The organism is Burkholderia sp. ZZQ-2, from assembly GCF_050768715.1.
Lineage (GTDB): Bacteria > Pseudomonadota > Gammaproteobacteria > Burkholderiales > Burkholderiaceae > Burkholderia > Burkholderia cepacia.
In genome coordinates, this window is sequence record NZ_LDVA01000036.1 from 1 (window position 1) to 18,259 (window position 18,259).

The following is an 18,259-nucleotide window of genomic DNA, read 5'->3' on the forward strand; positions in this document are numbered from 1 at the left end:
GCCGGCGCGGCGGCAACCGGCGCGATCGACGGCACGGGCACGGGTACCGGCACCGACACGGGCGCCGCCTGCACCGAGGTCGTCGCCACCGGGCGGACCTGCGCCGGTGCCGGCGCGGCTGCGCCCAGCGGCGGCAAGCCCATGCGGTCACGCACGATCGGATCGCGATACTTCACGTCGTCGGCGACCGTCGCTTCCACGCTCGGCGCCACGTTCGAACGTGCGAGCGGCGTCGTCGTGCCCGGGCACAGATGCCCGGTCGCTTCCACCGCACGCCGGTTCGCGTCGCTCTGGCAGAGCAGCGCGAGCGCCACGTCGGTCAGGCCCATCGCACGGAATTCACGCGCATCGAGACGCCGCACGCAGGCCTGGTCGACCAGCGTCGTGCCGCCCGTCGCGCCGAACCCCGGGAACGACACGCCGACGCTCACCGATCCCATGCAGGTATCGGACAGCGTGGTCGTGAGGCCCGGCGCCTGGATCGCGGGGTTCGTCTTGATCGTCTGCGTGCCGGAGTAGTTGACGTTTTCCGACGACTGGGTGTTGTACGGGTTGGTGCCGGGCGCGCCGGACGACTGCAGCGACTGCGGCGTCACGTTCGTGCCGCCGCTCGTGCTGGACGGCATCGTCACGTTCACGTTCACGCTCGAATTGCCGCTGCTGCGAACCCCGCTGGAGCTGGTGGCGTTACCGCCGCGCGAGCTCGTGGTGTTCGTGTTCATGCTCGAGCCGCCGCCCTGGCTGACTGCCGTCGACGACGTCGACGACTGCGCGCTCGAAGTCGAATCGGCGGTTTGCGCTTGGGCGCCGATCGTGGTCATCGCGAACATCGCAGCGCATGCCACCTTGATCCTGTTGCTGTTCATTTCACTCTCCGGACGAGGTTTTACCTCCCACCCAGGCAACCGTACTAATTCCCCTGATTCCCTTCAGCTTTGCCTGCTTCCCCGAACTGCTTCCAGCCGTTGCCCAGCTGGGACCACGAGCCGGCCGACATGCCCTGCCACTGCTGGGCGTCTGGTCCGCCGATGGCACTGCCCGAAGAAAGCGTTTGTTGTTCTGACGGTTTGGTTGTCTGGTCAGGGTTGTTTGACGTCTGCAAATTCGATTGCACGTCGTTGGCAATACGGTCAGCGCCATACGCCGTCAGAGACGCGAGCATCAGAGCGGCGGCAATCAGTTTCTGCTTCATGCCAACTCCTTACGTGACAACAATGTGGGCAAAAGAGACCAGCGTCGCTGGGAAACTGGTCCCCCCCACACCTGACTAATGACTGCTTCCGGTCGCACTTGAACTGGCGTTGCTTCCGCCCGATGCGGACGGCGAGCCGGCCGAACCGGTACTCCACACGGTCGACGAGTTGTAGTGATTCGAACCCGTGATCGCGCCTGACCCAGCACTGCCGGTCAGCCCAGCGGCACCCGCGTTGGCATTGCCCTGGTCGTTCGCGCTGCTGGCCGTGTAGTGGTTTGCACCCAGCACGATCGTGGCACTCACCCCTCCCGACAGCGCATTCGCGTTCTCGTTCGTTTTGCTGTTTCCACCGTACGAGCCTGCGGCACCGATACCGCCGCCTGCCGCGAACGCGCCCCCGTTCGTGCCCGAACCGCTGGCCGTCGAGGTCGTGTTGTGGAAGGCGGATGCCGTGCCGGCGGAACCAGCGGGTGTCACCGTACTGCCCGCGTTCGCGCCCGCCGTCGAAGTCGAATTGCTGGTATAGCTGCCAGAGCCGACCAGAACCGAACCGGAAACACCCGCCGCAACGGACTGTGTCTGGTTGGTCGTGGAGGAACCCGCTGCCAATGCAGCCGACGATATGACGGTGAGCGCTGTCGCGAAAATGACTTTGGCTTTCATAGCAATTCCTTGCTGTGAGTAAGTTCGGCGGTGGCGGAGCCGGGTCTACCCCCATCGAGCGGAACCCGGCATCCGTACCGCCAGCCAATGACGAACGCTACGCGTCGCGGCTTAATAGTGGTGAACCGTCCAGCCGATCGAGCCGGCATTCGCGCCGCTGGTGCCACCTGCCTGTGCGCCACCGAAGCCGAAACCGCTAACCGACGACGATTGCGTGTGGTTCGTGTACGAGACCGAACCGCTGCCCGGGCCACCGGCAAGTGCGCCGGCTGCACCGAGTGCCGAGCCGGAATCGGTCGCGGTGAAATGGCCGAAGCCGGCAACGCCTGCCATCGTCGAACCGCCGCTCGACGAGCTGCTGCTCGACACCGTGCCGCTACCTGCGAACGCTGCACCCGAAACCGCCAGAACTGCTGCTGCAATCAGAAGCTTCTTCATGGTCGACTCCAAAACGGCGTGGACGGAGTGAGTCAGGAAGATCGCACGCCATCAACCTTCCTGACTTGAGCAATCCTCGAAATTAAGGATCACTATCAAATTAAGAAATCATGCTGCCTTTTCAATTTCTGTTTTTGCGAATTTGGCCAGACGAAGCTTAGTCTCGTGTTTTTTGGTTATCCAAATTTTTTTGGTAGGTGTTTTCTATTATTTTTATGAACATTGGATTTATTAAAAAAACACAATCGGCCTGACAAGCCGGAAAGATGCAGACACATTTCCGGCCCGCGATATTCGATACCCCGCCGGTCGGCGTGCCGGCACGCGGCACTCCATTCCGGAATCGAAAATTCGCGAATACATTAACCACCGCAAATGCAGCGACGTTGAAAAATACACCTTTTATTCAGGCGACAACGGGCCTGCATTGCAGCCAGGTGGCATGTCGTCTCCCTGAGCTGTCGACGAAAGGTCTTCCGGATAATCCGGCCGACGGGCGTTCGATCTAATCCGGCCGGCGCCGGCATGGGCCAGGCGCGATCGAAGCGGCCCTGCACGGCCGAAGACGAATCGGCATCACGCTGTCCGGCACGAACAGCCTGATCCATCCCGATGAACCGAATGAAAGTGAGTGTCGCTGTCGCCCGACTGCCGTGCGGCGCGACAACCGCGCCAGCACGCGAAGCGCGCGGCGGGCAAGAAACCGGGACAGCGCAACCCGCGATGCTGGCACAGCGTCGCGAGCGTCACCCCGGCCTTTCCGACTACCCCACTGATGCGCAAAGTACGCGCCGATCAACCTACAGCTTATGGTCTTCATCGCCGTTTCCCCGACTGCTTATTGACGAGTTGGCCGCCCCACCTGTTCGTTGCTTCGTGTCGACCGCCCGCCGGTGCGTCCAGTACCGCAAGCAGCGTGCCACTCGTTATTCCACCGGAGATTGCACACGGCAAACGGCCGCCACGGCTGCCTGCATCGCCAGGAACGACATTTTTTGTTTCAGGAATGTATCGTAATGGCGGTTCGACACCCCCGGCGCTTGTCGGGCGCCGCGACGCAACTGCCGGATTTGACGGACGAATCCGGCTCGCAGGCATGGGCCGGGTGGTCAGATGAACGAGTGTTTCAAACTTGAGAAGCGCATGGCCGCGCAGGGCCGGCGGAGCCGGCATTTCGGGTTGCGAACCGCCGGTCGACGTGCGTACGGCCCCTGCCGTGCCATCACAAACGAGAATCGATTCGCCCGGCACAATGCCCGGAGAGCCCGGTACATCAGCCTCCTGCATGCCGTCGGCACGCGTTTCTCCGGATGACCGAAACGAATTTGATTCATTCGTGAAAATACCGACAGGATCACGCTCTACTCAAGCGTCGAAATAACCGTAAAAATTAAAACTTTCGCACCGGCGTAATAATTAAAACAAATGAAAACACGCGGCCTCGCCCGGACGCCACACAACATTTTTTCACTTTCATTCCCTAGCCTTTCATTCACCCGATCTCCAGATGGGCTGCACGTTCGAGAAACGTTTTAGTCCTTTATCCGCTCATTTCTCATTGATGAAACATTCCCGTTCAACACCTTCTTGACGAATCGAATCCCGCAAAATCCTGATTTATCTCGTGTTTCGTCGTATCGAATCGCATCGATCCGGCAATCGGCCTGCCTGCTTTTCTGGCCCCACGATTCACGCATGAAACAGAAGCGCGCATATCACGCTGCAATCTCGCCGCCGCGCCCGTGCGCATCGTGTCGACATCGTTCATGGCATGCCGATTGCCTGATATCCGGCTCTCACCGAGCGGCACGCCGTGGCACAAGATCACGAACGGCGGCCTGCTCGTCAATCAGCGTATCGGGGAAAAGGCGATGAAGATCACCACCGATCGATCGACGCTCGCGTCGTTCAAGCATCAACGGGGTAGTCAGCGAAACCGGAGCGCCTGTCGCGGCGCTTCGTCGACATCCGCACATGCGAACCGGCGCTTGCCGAAGCGACACCCGTGCAGCGGGATGGAACGCGTGCGCGCCGCCGTCGAACTGATCGACGTGTGGTTCCCCGAGCTGAACGACGAAGGTGAAAGCCATGAATGACAGGGTCACGCTCGAGACGCGCGCCGGGCAGCGTGTCCTCGTCACGGGCGGCGCCGGCTTTCTCGGCAGCTATGTATGCGAGCGCCTGGTCATGGAAGGCGCATCCGTCACGTGCATCGACAGCCTGCTGACGGGGCGCAAGCTCAACGTCGCCGACCTGAAGGCGTCCGGCCGCTTCGAGTTCGTGAAGGGCGACGTCTCGCTCGGCCTGCCGCAACTGCAGGTGGACGAGATCTGGAATCTCGCGTGCGCGGCATCGCCGCCCACCTACCAGATCGATCCCGTCCACACGATGATGACGAACGTGCTCGGCATGCACCACTGCCTCGCGCTCGCGCGCAAGACGGGCGCGCGCGTGTTCCAGGCGTCGACCAGCGAGATTTACGGCGACCCGGCCGTGCATCCGCAGACGGAAACCTATCGCGGCAACGTGAACACGATCGGCCCGCGCGCGTGCTACGACGAAGGCAAGCGCGCGGCCGAGGCGCTGTGCTACGACTACTACCGCATGCACGGCATCGACGTGCGCGTCGCGCGCATCTTCAACACCTACGGCCCGCGGATGTCGCCGCGCGACGGCCGCGTCGTGTCGAACTTCATCGTCGGCGCGCTCAACGGCGCGCCGCTCGAGATCTACGGCGACGGCATGCAGACACGCTCGTTCTGCTTCGCGACCGATCTCGTCGACGGCTTCTTCTGCCTGATGAGTGCCGAGCGCAACATCGGCACGCCGGTCAACATCGGCAACCCCGGCGAATTCACGATGCTCGAACTCGCGGAGAAAGTGCTCACGATGACGGGCTCGAAATCGGAGATCCTGTTCCGGCCGCTGCCGATCGACGATCCGCACCAGCGCAGGCCCGACATCTCGATCGCGGCGGCCGAGCTCGGCTGGCGGCCGGCCATCGATCTCGACGAAGGGCTGCGCCGGACCGTCGACTATTTCAGCCGGGAACTGTGGCTCGAGCCGGTGCTGCGCATGACCGGGGCCACGGCATGAAGGTGCTCGTGACAGGCGGAGCGGGCTATATCGGCAGCCATACCTGCAAGGCGCTCGCGGCCGCGGGACACGAGCCGGTCGCCTACGACAATCTGTCGACCGGCCATCGCGACGCCGTTCGGTGGGGGCCGCTCGTCGCGGCCGACATTCTCGATCGCGACGCGCTGTCGAAGGCATTCGCCGTGCATCGGCCCGACGTCGTGATCCATTTCGCCGCGCTCGCCTACGTCGGCGAATCGGTGCTCGCGCCCGAGCGCTATTACACGGTCAACGTCACGGGCACCTGCATGCTGCTGAGCGCGATGCGCGCGGCCGGCGTCGGACGGATCGTGATGTCGTCGTCGTGCGCGACGTACGGCATTCCGGATGCGCTGCCGATCTCGGAACGCACGCCGCAGCGGCCGATCAATCCGTACGGCTTCACCAAGTACGCGATGGAACGGATGGCCGCCGATTTCGAGCGCGCGTACGGAACCAGGTGGGTCGCGCTGCGCTACTTCAACGCGGCAGGCGCGGACCCTGACGGCATGATCGGCGAATGCCACGAACCGGAAACGCACGCGCTGCCGCTCGCGATCCGCGCGGCACTCGGCACGGGCGACGCGTTCCAGGTGATGGGCACCGACTACCCGACGCCCGACGGCTCGGCGATTCGCGACTACGTGCACGTGAGCGACCTCGCCGACGCGCACCTGCAGGCGACCGCCTATCTGTGCGGCGGCGGCCACAGCGTCGCATTGAATCTCGGCACCGGCAAAGGGACGTCGGTGCTCGACGCGCTGCGCGCCGTCGAAGCCGTGACGGGCCGCCGCGTGCCGACGGTGACGGCCGCGCGCCGCCCGGGCGACCCGCCCGAGCTGTACGCCGACGCCACGAAAGCCGCGCTCGTGCTCGGCTGGCGGCCGCGTTTCACCGCGATCGAACCGATGGTCGAACACGCCGCGGCATGGTTTCAGAAAGCACTGCAAGTCGAATCCGGCAAGTGAGCAAGTTTCCTTGAACGCCACCCAGGGGAATCACCATGAATGTGCGGATCGCCATCGTTGGCACCGGTTACGTCGGGCTGGTGAGCGGCGCGTGCTTTGCGGATCTCGGGCATGACGTCGTCTGCATCGACAACAATCGCGGCAAGATCGACGCGCTGAACGAAGGCCGCATCCCGATCTACGAACCGGGCCTCGACGCACTCGTCGCACGCAACGTCGAACGCGGCACGCTGCGCTTCAGCAGCGACCTCGCGGCGAGCGTGCGCGATCGCGATGCGGTATTCATCGCGGTCGGCACGCCGACGCTGCCGGGCACCGACCAGGCAGACCTGCAGTACGTCGAGGCAGCCGCGCGCGAGATCGCGTCGAACCTGACCGGTTTCGCGGTCGTCGTCACGAAGTCGACGGTGCCGGTCGGCACCAACCGGGTCGTCGGGCAGATCGTCGAACGCCACGCGCCGGCAGGCGTCGACGCGGCGATCGCATCGAATCCGGAATTCCTGCGCGAAGGCTCGGCGATCGACGATTTCATGCATCCGGACCGCGTCGTGTTCGGCGCCGAGCATCCGCGCGCGATCGAGATCATGAAGGCCATCTATGCGCCGCTCGAAGCGACGGGCCACCTCGTGCTCGCGACCGAGATCGAAACGGCCGAACTCGTGAAATACGCGGCGAATGCGTTCCTCGCGGTGAAGATCAGCTACATCAACGAGATCTCGGACCTGTGCGAAGCGGTCGGCGCCGATGTCGAACTGGTCGCGAACGGAATGGGCCTCGACCGCCGCATCGGCGCATCGTTCCTGAAAGCCGGCCCCGGCTGGGGCGGCTCGTGCTTTCCGAAGGACACGCGCGCGCTGAAGGCGACGGCGTCCGAACACGCGGTACCGCTGCGCATCGTCAGCGCGGCGATCGAATCGAACGCGCTGCGCAAGGAGCAGATCCTGCGCCGCATCGAGAAGGCCTGCGGCGGCTCGATCAAGGACAAGCGCATCGCGGTGCTCGGCCTCACGTTCAAAGGCCAGACCGACGACGTGCGCGAAAGCCCGAGCATCGACGTGATCCAGCTGCTCGTCGGCGCGGGCGCGCATATCCGCGCGTACGACCCGGCGCGTCCGCACGAAGCGTCGCGGCTGCTGCCGCAGGTATTCATGGAGGGCTCCGCGATCGACGCGGTGCGCAGCGCGGACGCCGTCGTCGTGATGACCGAATGGAAGGCGTTCGAGGCACTCGATCTCGCCGACCTCGCGGATCACATGGCCGACCCCGTGATGCTCGACATGCGCAACCTGTTCAGCGAACGGCTGGCCGTCGACAGCGGCTTTCGCCGCTACGAACGCGTGGGCCGCTCGTGCGGCGAACGCACGCCGGCGGCCCCGGCGCCGGAACAACAGCACGCCAGCGAGGACACCCGGCCGCAACGCGGCCTGCTTCAAGACTGATGATCTGACCTTGACGGGAGAGCACCATGAAGAAGCTGGTTGCGTCGCTTGCGGGCGGCTCCGTGCCGGATACCGCCGATACCGCCGAACCCGACACCGAAGCCGTTCGCACCGACTCGCAGCAGGCAGACGTCCCGCTCGTCGTCCCGTTGATGGACAGCGGGACCAGGATCGTCTTCCACATCCTCGCGCTGTGCTGGTTCGTCGCGCTGGGCATCTTCTGGCGCTGGTGGCTGCGCGACGAGCACTATGTCGACGCGTTCCGCTTCGGCGTCAACTGCTTCGTGCTGTTCTGGACCACCTTCATTCCCGGCTACTTCATTTTCATCATCCGCTCGGCGGTCGTGCCGAACCCCGCGCTGCCGGTGCCGCGCGACTGGCGCGTCGCGATGGTCGTCACCAAGGCGCCGTCGGAGCCGTTCGACATCGTCCGCACGACGCTGCTCGCGATGCTCGACCAGACCTACCCGCACGATACGTGGCTCGCCGATGAAGACCCGTCGCCCGAGACGCTCGACTGGTGCCGCGAGCACGGCGTATTCGTGTCGACGCGGCGCGGCATCGCCGCGTACCACCGCGCGAGCTGGCCGCGCCGCACCAAATGCAAGGAAGGCAATCTCGCGTACTTCTACGACATGGTCGGCTACGACAACTACGATTTCGTGTCGCAGCTCGACGCCGACCACGTGCCGACCCGCACCTATCTCGAGGAGATGCTGCGGCCGTTCGTCGATCCGAAAGTGGGCTACGTGTCGGCACCGAGCATCTGCGACAGCAACGCGGCCGGGAGCTGGAGCGCGCGCGGGCGCGTGAACGTCGAGGGGCCGCTGCACGGCACGATGCAGGCCGGTTATGCGGGCGGCCTCGCGCCGCTGTGCATCGGCTCGCACTATGCGGTGCGCTGCCGTGCGCTGCGCGAGATCGGCGGGCTCGGGCCCGAGCTCGCCGAGGATCACTCGACCACGATGATCTTCAATTCGAAGGGCTGGCGCGGCATGCACGCGCTGAACGCGATCGCGAACGGCGAAGGGCCGCGCACGTTCGGCGACCTCGCCACGCAGGAGTTCCAGTGGTCCAAGAGCGTGATGATCATCATGCTGCGCTACACGCGCCATTACTTCATGGGGCTGCCGCTGAAGCTGAAGGCGCAGTTCCTGTTCTGCCAGCTGTGGTACCCGCTGTGCGCGCTCGCGATGGCCGGCAGCGTCGTGATTCCGGTCGTCGCGCTGCTCACCGGCCGCGTGTGGGCGCACGTCGACTACCTCACGTACCTCACCTACGCGCTGCCGCTGGCCGTGCTGCTCCTGTGCGTCGTGACGTGGGCCACGCATTCGACCCAGTCGTGCCGCCCGCTGAATACGAAGCTGCTGTCGTGGGAAGGGCTGTCGTTCGTGTTCGCGCGCTGGCCGTGGGTCGTGCTCGGCTGCGCGTCGGCGGTGTTCGACTTCGTGCGCGGCAAGGAATTTCCGTTCAAGGTCACGCCGAAGGGCGGCACGATCGAACAGGACGCGCCGCTGCGCGTGGTCGCGCCGTACCTGCTGATCTCGCTGTTCTGCAGCCTGCCCGTCGTCACGGTCGAGAACCCGCGCAATGCCGCGGGCTTCTATCTGTTCTCGACGCTGACGAGCATCCTGTATCTCGTGATCGCGGCCGTCGTCGCGGTGAATCACGGCAGGGAGCAAGGGCTCGAATGGTCGGCGTTCCGGCAGATGTTCTTCAGCCGCCTGCCCGTGCGCAACGCGCTGTTCGTGTTCGCGCTCGCGATGCTGCTCGCGGGCATCGGGCTGCGCGCGCCGAAAGGCTGGCAGGCGATGATGTGGCGCTCGGGCCTGCCGGCCGTGGTCGCGCCCGCGCCGGGCGAACCGGTGAAGCAGCCCGAACTCGGCGCATACGATCCCGACAACACGCTCGCGGCCGACCGGGATCTCGCGTTCGACCATGTGTTCGTGTCGTGGAACGCGCCCGACATCCGCGCGGAAATCGACGCAGCCTACCGGAACGCGCAGGCACGGAACCGCTCGCTGATGCTGACCGTCGAGCCCTGGGCGGCGGGCGACACGCGCCCAGGCGCGCTGCTCGCGGATATCGCGCTCGGGCGCTACGACACGCGGATCGCGGCCACCTGCTCGGCGCTCGCCGCGTTGAAGGGCCCCGTGTTCGTGCGCTGGGGCCACGAGATGGAGGCCGACACCGGGCGCTATCCGTGGGCCATCGGCGATGCGCCGGCCTACGTGGAGGCGTACCGGCGCGTCGTGACCACGTGCCGCGCGATGACCGACCAGCTCCGCTACGTGTGGTCGCCGGCCGGCAACCGCAACCTCGACGACTATTTTCCGGGCCGCGGTTATGTGGACGCCGTCGGCCTGTCCGTGTTCGACTGCCCGCGCTGCGCGACCTGGCCGGCCGGCGGCCATGCGTCCGCCGCGAGCATCCTGCGGACCAAATACGAGCGGGTGACCGATTACGGGCTGCCGGTGATGATCACGGAACTCGGCGTCGACGGGTCCGGTTCGCGCAAGCGCGAGGCGCTCGACGAACTCCAGCGGTCGCTGTGGCGCTATCCGCTGCTGAAGGCGGTCGTGTATTTCAACGCGGTCGATACGCCGGGCGCGTGGCCGGCGCATTACGTGCCGGACTGGCGGATCGCGCCGACGTTCCTGCAGACGACGGTGGTTGCCCGATGAAATGACCGGCGACCGGCGACCGGCCGCGCGCCGGCTGCCGGCCGTCAGCCGAGCAGTTCCTTCTTCCGCAGTTGCACGACGTCGCGCATCGGCGGCGCGCCGAACAGCCGGCTGTATTCGCGGCTGAACTGCGACGCGCTTTCGTAGCCGACGACGGCCGCCACCGACCCGACATCGCCGCCCTGCCGCAGCAACAGCCGCCGCGCCTCGTGCAGCCGCAGCTGCTTCTGGTACTGCAGCGGGCTCAGCGTCGTCACGTGCTTGAAATGGTGGTGCAGCGACGACACGCTCATGTTGACCGCCTGCGCGAGCGACTCGACGCGCATCGGCTCCGCGAAGTGATCGCGGAGCCATTCGATCGCGCGCGCGATCCGGTGCGTCTGGCTGCCCGCGATCGCCATGTGCCGCAGCCGCGTGCCCTGCCCGCTCGTCATCAGCCGGTACAGCAGTTCCTTTTCGATCAACGGCGCGACGACCGGAATGTCGGCCGGCGTATCGAGCAGCCGCGTCAGGCGCAGCGCGGCATCGAGCAGCGGCGGCGTGAGCTCGGCGAGCGCGATCCCCTCGCCTTCGGGGCCCGCGTCGGGTTCGGGCAGCCGCATCTCGGCCGCGAGCTCGACGATGCGCTGCGGATCGAGCGTCAGCGACAGGCACAGGTAAGGCGCTTCCGGCGACGCGTGCGTCACGCGCGACAGGATCGGCAAGTCGATCGATGTAATCAGGCAATTCTGCGTGTCGTACTCGTAAGCCTGGCCGGCGACGATCACGCGCTTCGCGCCCTGCGCGGCGATCACGAGCGCGGCCCGCGACACGCCGCAGCCGAGATCGACCGGACGCGAGTGCCGGTGCAGCATCAGGCCCGGCACGGCCGTCGAATGCGAGCCGTCCGCCGGCGCGAAACGGCCGATCAGCGTCGCCAGCTCGCGCCGCCCGGATTCGCGCGACGTCACGATATCGGTCATGTCCATGACACTTCCTCGATAGATTTCCTCATGTCGCGGGAGCATAGCGAAACCGCCCGGAGCCTGCCGGGGATTTGCAGGATTGTTCAATAAATTTGCAGGATTGGGTAGACGCAAAAGCCGGTGCCTCGCGCACACTGCCCGCTAACCGGGCGCATGCCGGGTTTTCCCCACGGAGACAATCAAAATGCCTACCTCCTTTGTCCTGAACGGCAAGAACGTCACGCTCGACGCCGATCCGTCGATGCCCGTCCTCTGGGCGATTCGCGAACACGCGGGACTGACCGGCACGAAGTTCGGCTGCGGCATGGCGCAGTGCGGCGCGTGCACCGTGCATCTCGAAGGCCAGGCCGTCCGCTCGTGCGTGCTGCCGCTCGCCGGCATCGCGGGCAAGCACATCACGACGATCGAAGGACTGCAGAGCAAGCCCGCGCAGGCCGTGCAGGCCGCCTGGGTCAAGCTGCAGGTGCCGCAGTGCGGCTACTGCCAGTCCGGCCAGATCATGTCGGCCACCGCGCTGCTCGAACAGAACCCGAAGCCGACCGACGCGGACATCGACGCCGCGATGAACGGCAACCTGTGCCGCTGTGCGACCTACGCCCGCATCCGGGCGGCGATCCACGACGCGGCCGCGACGCTGGGAGCCTGACCATGACGATCGAACTCGACAACACCGGGTCGGTGCGCCCGTCGCGCCGCACGTTCCTGAAGGCCGCGGGTGCCGCGGCCGCCGTCAGCCTGACCATCGGCTTCGAATGGGCCGGCCTCGGCCGCCGCGCGCTGGCCGCGACCGCGCCCGCCGCGGACTTCGCGCCGAATGCGTTCCTCCGCATCACGCCCGACGGCGCCGTCACGGTCATAGCGAAGCACGTCGAAATGGGCCAGGGTGCGTATACGGGCATCGCGACGATCGTCACCGAGGAGCTCGACGCCGACTGGTCGACCGTGCGCGTCGAAAGCGCGCCGGCCGATGCGGAACGCTACGCGAATCTCGCGTTCGGCACGATGCAGGGCACGGGCGGCAGCTCGGCGATGGCGAACTCGTGGCAGCAACTGCGTGAAGCGGGCGGCAAGGCCCGCGCGATGCTGGTGTCGGCCGCGGCGGCCCGCTGGAAGGTTCCGGCCGGCGAGCTGACGACCGCCAACGGCGTCGTCACGCACGCGAAGAGCGGCAAGAAGGCCGCGTACGGCACGCTCGTCGCCGATGCGTCGAAGCTGCCGGTGCCGGACAAGGTCGCGCTGAAACAGCCGGCCGATTTCAAGCTGATCGGCAAGCGGATTCCGCGCGTGGACGCGTCGCCGAAATCGAACGGCACCGCGCATTTCACGCTCGACACGACCTTCCCCGGCATGCGGGTCGCGCTGCTGCAGCGCCCGCCGCGCTTCGGCGCCACGGTGAAATCGTTCGACGCGACGGCCGCCAAGGCCGTGCCGGGTGTCGTGTCGGTCGTGCAGGTGCCGGGCGGCGTCGCCGTCGTCGGAACCGGCTTCTGGGCCGCGAAACAGGGTCGCGACGCGCTGAAGGTCGAATGGGACGAAGCGCACGCCGAAAAGCGCAGCTCGGACGAGATCATGCGCGAATACCGGCAGCTCGCCGACAAGCCGGGCACGTCGGCCCGCAAGGACGGCGACGCCGATGCGGCGATCGCGGGCGCCGCGCGCAAGATCGGCGCGACGTACGAATTCCCGTATCTCGCGCACGCGCCGATGGAGCCGCTCGACGCGGTCGTCAAGCTGACGGCGGACAGCTGCGAAATCTGGGCCGGCGACCAGTTCCAGACGGTCGACCAGGCCAACGCGGCCAGGACGGCCGGCCTGAAGCCCGAACAGGTGCAGATCCACACGCTGTACGCGGGCGGCAGCTTCGGCCGGCGCGCGAACGCGTGGTCCGACTACGTGGTCGAGGCCGTGTCGATCGCGAAGGCGCTCGGCGCTGACGGCAAGCCCGTCAAGCTGCAATGGACGCGCGAGGACGACATCCAGGGCGGCTTCTACCGGCCGATGTACTTCCACAAGCTCGACGCGGGGCTGACCGCGGACGGCAAGCTGGTCGGCTGGCGCCACCGGATCGTCGGCCAGTCGATTCTCGCCGGCACGCCGTTCGAAGCGTTCATGGTCAAGAACGGCATCGACGCCACCTCGGTCGAGGGCGCGGCGAACCTGCCGTACGCGGTGCCGAACGTGTCGGTCGAGCTCACCACCACCAAGGTGGGCCTGCCCGTGCTGTGGTGGCGCGTGGTCGGCAGCTCGCACACCGCGTACGCCGTCGAGGCGTTCATCGACGAAGCCGCGCACACGGCGGGCAAGGATCCGTACGCATTCCGCCGCGACCTGCTCGCGAAGGAGCCGCGCATGCGCGCGGTGCTGGACCTGGCCGCGCAGAAGGCCGGCTGGGATCCGGCCAAGCCGCTGCCGAAGGGCCGCGGGCGCGGGATCGCCGTCGCCGAGGCGTTCAAGAGCTATGTCGCGCAGGTGGCCGAGGTGTCGGTCGACGCGGACGGCAAGGTGAAGGTCGAGCGCGTGGTGTGCGCGGTCGATTGCGGGATCGCGATCAATCCCGACATCGTCGCCGCGCAGATGGAGGGCGGCATCGGCTTCGGGCTCGGCGCGGTGATGCACAGCGCAATCACGCTGAAGGACGGCCAGGTCGAACAGCGCAACTTCGACGGCTACCACGTGCTGCGCATCGCGGAGATGCCGAAGGTCGAGGTGCATATCGTGCCGTCGGCCGAAGCGCCGACCGGGGTCGGTGAGCCGGGCGTCGCGCCGGTCGGGCCCGCGGTCGCGAACGCGATCTTCGCGGCAACGGGCAAGCGGCATTACGTGCTGCCGTTCGATTCGGCGGATAGCGCGAAGGCTTGACGGCGAGGCGACACGCCGGCCGCGGGGCGGAGACGCCCTGCGGCCGGCGTTTTCAATGCATCGCGGGAATGTCGTGCTGGTTCGAACCGACGCCGCCCGACCTCGCGCGGCCCGTCGGCCCTCTTACTCCTGCTCGACTTCCGGCCAAAGCCTCGGAAACAGAAACCGGCGGCTGCTCAGCGGCAATCCGAACGAAAGTTCACCGCGATGCGAAGGCGAAGTCAGCAGAGTGCAGTCGCCAGCGGGGTATCGCGTACGGCAAGCAACCGCTGCGACGAATCGACGAGTTCGGCGGCCTGCTCGAGCAGCGGATCGTGTCCGCGATCTTCGGGAAACAACGGCTCAAAGGTGGCGACGGTCGTCATGCTTCCGTGCAGGGTTTCATGTAGGGTTCGATGTCGGCAAGTGTGGCCACTTATGTCACTGATTTATATGGATTTCCCATCAAACCATGTAGGGTTCGATGTCGTGTTCCCATCCCCTGCCGCCGATCCGGATCACGCGCATGTTGCCCCTGCGGCTCCCCCCGCGTTACGTCAGACGTAACGCCCGTAACGTCAGCCGCCGATGCTACGTAACAATCCTTCACCTTTGCTCGGACCCTTTCCCTACCCGCGGCACGCCACTCCTTGAAAATTCTTTTAAATTCAAGGCCACAGTGCCGTCCGCTCGGGTGCCGCCCCCTGTCGTGACGTGACGATCCCTTCCCTGGCCCGGAAGTTGCAGCACAGGACCCGCAAACACTCCTTTATGGACATGCGAGGGCCACCATGGATTGCAAATACCTGTACATCGACAACATAAAAATCAACTTCGTGCGCCGCACGATCGAAATCGACAACAAGATCGTCGACGTCACGCCGCGTGAATTCGACGTCGTCGAATTCCTGCTCGACAACATGAACAAGATCGTGCCGCGGCAGGCAATCCAGGAAGCCGTGTGGGGCCGTGAACTCGGCGTGTCGTCGCGCACACTCGACACCCATATCTCGCGTATCCGCTCGAAGCTGCAACTCGATCACGACAAGAACCTGCGGATCATTCCGATCTATGCGGTCGGCTATCGCCTGGTGCTGTTCGGTGCGGCGATGACGCACGTCGAGCGCCACGAAGCCGCGCCGATCCTGCGCGCGGCACCGCAAGCGGTGATGGCCGCCGACTACGCCTGACGATTTACCCGCGAGCCGCATGCATGCGGCTCGCCTGCGAGCTCCCCCCACCGCGCTGTGCCGATCCGCAGCGCTTCGCGGCACGCCCGTCGGGCGCGGCCCGCACGCCGCCCGGCCCGCCAGCCAGTCGCGACCCGACCGCCGCCTCCGGGCGGCGGTCGCTTTTGGGTGCCGGCGGCCGCACGACATCACGCTTCGTCCGCGTCGTCGCGTCCACTCGGGCCGCCGCCGATGCCCGCGACTACGGAATCCGGCGTGACACACGACCATCGCCGTCCCTACAATCGACCCGGTAGCCGCGCGCCCTCCGCGCCGCCGGCCCCGGAACGAACGGAACGATCATGAAGATGCGCGATTCGCGAACCGCCGTCGCCCGCCTTTGCGCGTTGGCCGCGCTGGTCGCACTCGTGTGCACCGCGCCGCCCGTTGCGCGCGCGGCGAACGACACCACACTTCACGTCGCGTCGATGACGCCGGGCGATCCGGATGACGGCAGCGACGGTCGCGACACGCGGCCCGCACGCCAGCGACGGATGGATGCCGCTGCAACCACCCCGCCCGATCGCGTGCGCCGGCAAGCTTCGCCGGCGGCTTCCGCCGATCCGCCTTCGTGCCATGCGCGGCCCGTGATGACGATGTGTCGCGGCCTGCACTCGAACGACGCGAAGCGGCGCTGCATGCGCTGCCTCGATCAGTAACGACGCGCAGCGCGCCGCCTCATGCGGCGCGCTGCGCCTCCAGCCACGCCTGGAACATCAGTACCGTCCACAGCTGGTGCTGCCAGTTCATCCGGCCGGTCACGTGCTGCCGCCACAGACGTTCGACCGCGTCCGCATCGAAATAGCCTTCCTCGCGCAACCGCGACGGCCGCAGCAGCGCCTCGGCCCAGTCGCGCAGCGCGCCGCGCAGCCAGTGATCGACGGGCGCGCAGAAACCCTGCTTCGGCCGGTCGATCAGCGCGGACGGCACGTAGCGGTCGAGCAGCCGGCGCAGCAGCGCCTTCGATTGCCCTTCCGGCAAGCGCACGTGCGCCGGCACGCGCCACGCGAATTCGACGACGTGATGATCGAGGAACGGCATGCGCGTTTCGAGGCTCACCGCCATCGCCGCGCGATCGACTTTCGCGAGGATGTCGGTCGGCAGGTACGTGAGCGTGTCGATCGCCATCGCCTGCTCGGCGAAGCTCAGGTGCGCGGGCCATGCGGATACGGTGTCAAGCGGCGTCGCCGGCTCCTGCCCCGACAGCGCGAGGCGCTCGGGATGATGCACCGACGACATCAGCAGCCGGTACAACCCGATGCGGCTCTCGGCGGTCATCACGTGGCCGAGCTTGTGCAGGCGATCGCCGATGCGCGCCGCCGATTCGCGTGCCTCCACGCCGCCCCACGCCCCCTGCGCGACGGCCGCAAGCTGATCCGCGTGATCGGGCCGCAACGCATGCAGCGCGGCGGCGATCCGCGCGCGCACGGCGCCCGGCACGCGATGCAGCTTGCGCCACAGGCGCGGCGTCAGGAAGTAGCGCGTGTAGCCGCCGAACAGCTCGTCGCCGCCGTCGCCGGACAGGCTCACCTTCACGTGCCGGCGCGTCAGTTCCGACACGAGAAAGGTCGGAATCTGCGATGCATCGGAAAACGGCTCGTCGTAGATCGACGGCAGCTTCGGCACGACGCCGAGCGCGTGGTCGGCCGTGACGTAGAGCTCGGTATGGCGCGTGCCGAGATGGCGCGCGACGGCCTTCGCATAACCGGCCTCGTCGTAGCCGACCTCATGGAAGCCGATCGTGAACGTATCGACCGGTGTCGACGATTGCGCCTGCATCAGCGCGACGATCGTCGACGAATCGACGCCGCCGGACAGGAACGCGCCGAGCGGCACGTCGGCTTCCATCTGCCGCGCGACGGCCTGGCGCAGGACCACGTCGAGCTGGCCCACCGCGTCGTCGGCACTGCCCTCGAACGGCTCCGCGCGACCGTCCTCGATCACCTGTTCGAGCGTCCAGTACGCACGCAGGCGCGGCGTGTCGCGCGCATGCTCGAACTGGATATACGTGCCGGGCGGCAGCTTGTGGATGCCGCGATAGATCGTATGCGGCGCGGGCACGCTCGACTGGCGCAGGTACAGGCACAGCGCATCGCGATCGATCGCGCCGTCGAAGCCCGGATAGCCGCGCAGCGCCTTCAGTTCGGACGCGAACACGAGCGCGTCGCCGATCCGGCCGTAGTAGAGCGGTTTTTCGCCGATCCGGTCGCGCGCGAGCGTCAGCACCCGCGATGCGCGATTCCACAGCGCGAACGCAAACATGCCGGTCGCGCGCCGCAGCGTCGCGTCGACACCCCACGCGACGATCGCCGCGATCAGCACCTCGCTGTCGGAGTGGCCGCGCCACGCCGGTGCGCGCCCCGCGCGCTCGAGCTCCGCGCGCAGTTCGCGATGGTTGTAGATTTCGCCGTTGAAGACCATGACGTAGCGACCGCACGCGGATGCCATCGGCTGTCGGCCGTGTACCGACAGGTCGACGATCGCGAGCCGTCGGTGGCCGAGCGCGATGCCGGCCTCCGGGTCGACCCAGATCCCCTGCCCGTCCGGCCCGCGATGCGCAAGGCTCGCCGTCATGCGCGCGAGCGTGCCGCGCGCTGTCTCCTCATCGCAGGCGACGCTATTCAAAAAGCCGTCGATTCCGCACATTGATTTGTCTGCCCCTGTTGACCAGTTCCGTCACGCACGGCGCAACCTCGCGGCCCGCCATCCGGCGTGACGACCGGGCC

The 18,259-nt window shown here is 66.5% G+C and carries 14 protein-coding genes and 2 pseudogenes; 9 read left to right on the forward strand and 7 right to left on the reverse strand.

What is annotated here, in order from left to right:
* The 4 genes and pseudogenes from ABY44_RS00890 to ABY44_RS00905 all read right to left on the reverse strand — a co-directional run.
* A pseudogene (locus tag ABY44_RS00890) lies at nt 1–866 on the reverse strand (chemotaxis protein CheA); the annotation flags it as partial.
* A 44-nt stretch (nt 867–910) separates the two neighbouring features.
* Nucleotides 911–1,192 carry a hypothetical protein gene (locus ABY44_RS00895; protein ID WP_011354481.1) on the reverse strand — a complete coding sequence of 94 codons (282 nt, stop codon included), beginning with the start codon at nt 1,190–1,192 and terminating at the stop codon, nt 911–913.
* A gap of 75 nt (nt 1,193–1,267) precedes the next feature.
* On the reverse strand, nt 1,268–1,858 hold the full coding sequence (locus tag ABY44_RS00900; protein WP_034195965.1) for a hypothetical protein: 591 nt from the start codon (nt 1,856–1,858) through the stop codon (nt 1,268–1,270).
* A gap of 111 nt (nt 1,859–1,969) precedes the next feature.
* Nucleotides 1,970–2,296: a hypothetical protein gene (locus tag ABY44_RS00905; protein WP_027789515.1), complete on the reverse strand. Its 327-nt coding sequence runs from the start codon at nt 2,294–2,296 to the stop codon at nt 1,970–1,972.
* A gap of 1,742 nt (nt 2,297–4,038) precedes the next feature.
* On the opposite strand from ABY44_RS00905, the gene ABY44_RS00910 reads away from it, so the two are divergent.
* Genes ABY44_RS00910 through ABY44_RS00930 form a run of 5 tightly spaced genes read left to right on the forward strand, consistent with a single transcriptional unit; the run spans nt 4,039 to nt 10,501 of the window.
* Entirely contained in the window at nt 4,039–4,392 is a 354-nt protein-coding gene (locus ABY44_RS00910) for a hypothetical protein (protein ID WP_027789516.1), read from the forward strand.
* Nucleotides 4,385–5,392 (forward strand): UDP-glucuronic acid decarboxylase family protein, encoded by a 1,008-nt coding sequence (locus tag ABY44_RS00915; RefSeq protein WP_060173294.1) that lies wholly within the window; start codon nt 4,385–4,387, stop codon nt 5,390–5,392. Before ABY44_RS00910 ends, ABY44_RS00915 begins: the two co-directional genes overlap by 8 nt.
* Nucleotides 5,389–6,378 carry a UDP-glucose 4-epimerase GalE gene (galE, locus tag ABY44_RS00920; RefSeq protein WP_060173295.1) on the forward strand — a complete coding sequence of 330 codons (990 nt, stop codon included), beginning with the start codon at nt 5,389–5,391 and terminating at the stop codon, nt 6,376–6,378. The genes ABY44_RS00915 and galE overlap by 4 nt, the downstream gene beginning before the upstream one ends.
* 35 nt (nt 6,379–6,413) lie before the next feature.
* Nucleotides 6,414–7,817 carry a UDP-glucose dehydrogenase family protein gene (locus ABY44_RS00925; RefSeq protein WP_060086278.1) on the forward strand — a complete coding sequence of 468 codons (1,404 nt, stop codon included), beginning with the start codon at nt 6,414–6,416 and terminating at the stop codon, nt 7,815–7,817.
* A gap of 26 nt (nt 7,818–7,843) precedes the next feature.
* A complete protein-coding gene (locus ABY44_RS00930) occupies nt 7,844–10,501 on the forward strand; it encodes a glycosyltransferase (protein WP_060173296.1) in 2,658 nt (885 codons plus the stop codon).
* Nucleotides 10,502–10,545: 44 nt separating this feature from the next.
* On the opposite strand, the gene ABY44_RS00935 is transcribed toward ABY44_RS00930, so the two are convergent.
* Nucleotides 10,546–11,469: an AraC family transcriptional regulator gene (locus ABY44_RS00935; RefSeq protein ID WP_027789521.1), complete on the reverse strand. Its 924-nt coding sequence runs from the start codon at nt 11,467–11,469 to the stop codon at nt 10,546–10,548.
* A gap of 181 nt (nt 11,470–11,650) precedes the next feature.
* Here ABY44_RS00935 and ABY44_RS00940 point away from each other — a divergent pair, with 181 nt between their 5' ends.
* Together ABY44_RS00940 and ABY44_RS00945 are read left to right on the forward strand one after the other, a co-directional pair.
* Nucleotides 11,651–12,112, forward strand: a complete 462-nt coding sequence (locus ABY44_RS00940; protein ID WP_021162969.1) for a (2Fe-2S)-binding protein — start codon at nt 11,651–11,653, stop codon at nt 12,110–12,112.
* Nucleotides 12,113–12,114: 2 nt separating this feature from the next.
* Entirely contained in the window at nt 12,115–14,325 is a 2,211-nt protein-coding gene (locus ABY44_RS00945) for a molybdopterin cofactor-binding domain-containing protein (protein WP_431640745.1), read from the forward strand.
* 221 nt (nt 14,326–14,546) lie between these two features.
* Here the strand turns inward: ABY44_RS00945 and ABY44_RS00950 are convergent, their stop codons facing one another.
* Complete coding sequence (locus tag ABY44_RS00950; RefSeq protein ID WP_230948742.1) at nt 14,547–14,690, reverse strand: hypothetical protein; 144 nt, start codon at nt 14,688–14,690, stop codon at nt 14,547–14,549.
* Between the two features lie 405 nt (nt 14,691–15,095).
* Here ABY44_RS00950 and ABY44_RS00955 point away from each other — a divergent pair, with 405 nt between their 5' ends.
* Together ABY44_RS00955 and ABY44_RS00960 are read left to right on the forward strand one after the other, a co-directional pair.
* Nucleotides 15,096–15,494 carry a winged helix-turn-helix domain-containing protein gene (locus ABY44_RS00955; RefSeq protein WP_027789523.1) on the forward strand — a complete coding sequence of 133 codons (399 nt, stop codon included), beginning with the start codon at nt 15,096–15,098 and terminating at the stop codon, nt 15,492–15,494.
* A gap of 515 nt (nt 15,495–16,009) precedes the next feature.
* A pseudogene (locus tag ABY44_RS00960) lies at nt 16,010–16,192 on the forward strand (lytic transglycosylase); the annotation flags it as partial.
* A 19-nt stretch (nt 16,193–16,211) separates the two neighbouring features.
* Here the strand turns inward: ABY44_RS00960 and asnB are convergent.
* Nucleotides 16,212–18,179: an asparagine synthase (glutamine-hydrolyzing) gene (gene asnB / locus ABY44_RS00965; RefSeq protein ID WP_060173299.1), complete on the reverse strand. Its 1,968-nt coding sequence runs from the start codon at nt 18,177–18,179 to the stop codon at nt 16,212–16,214.
* Nucleotides 18,180–18,259 lie beyond the last annotated feature (80 nt).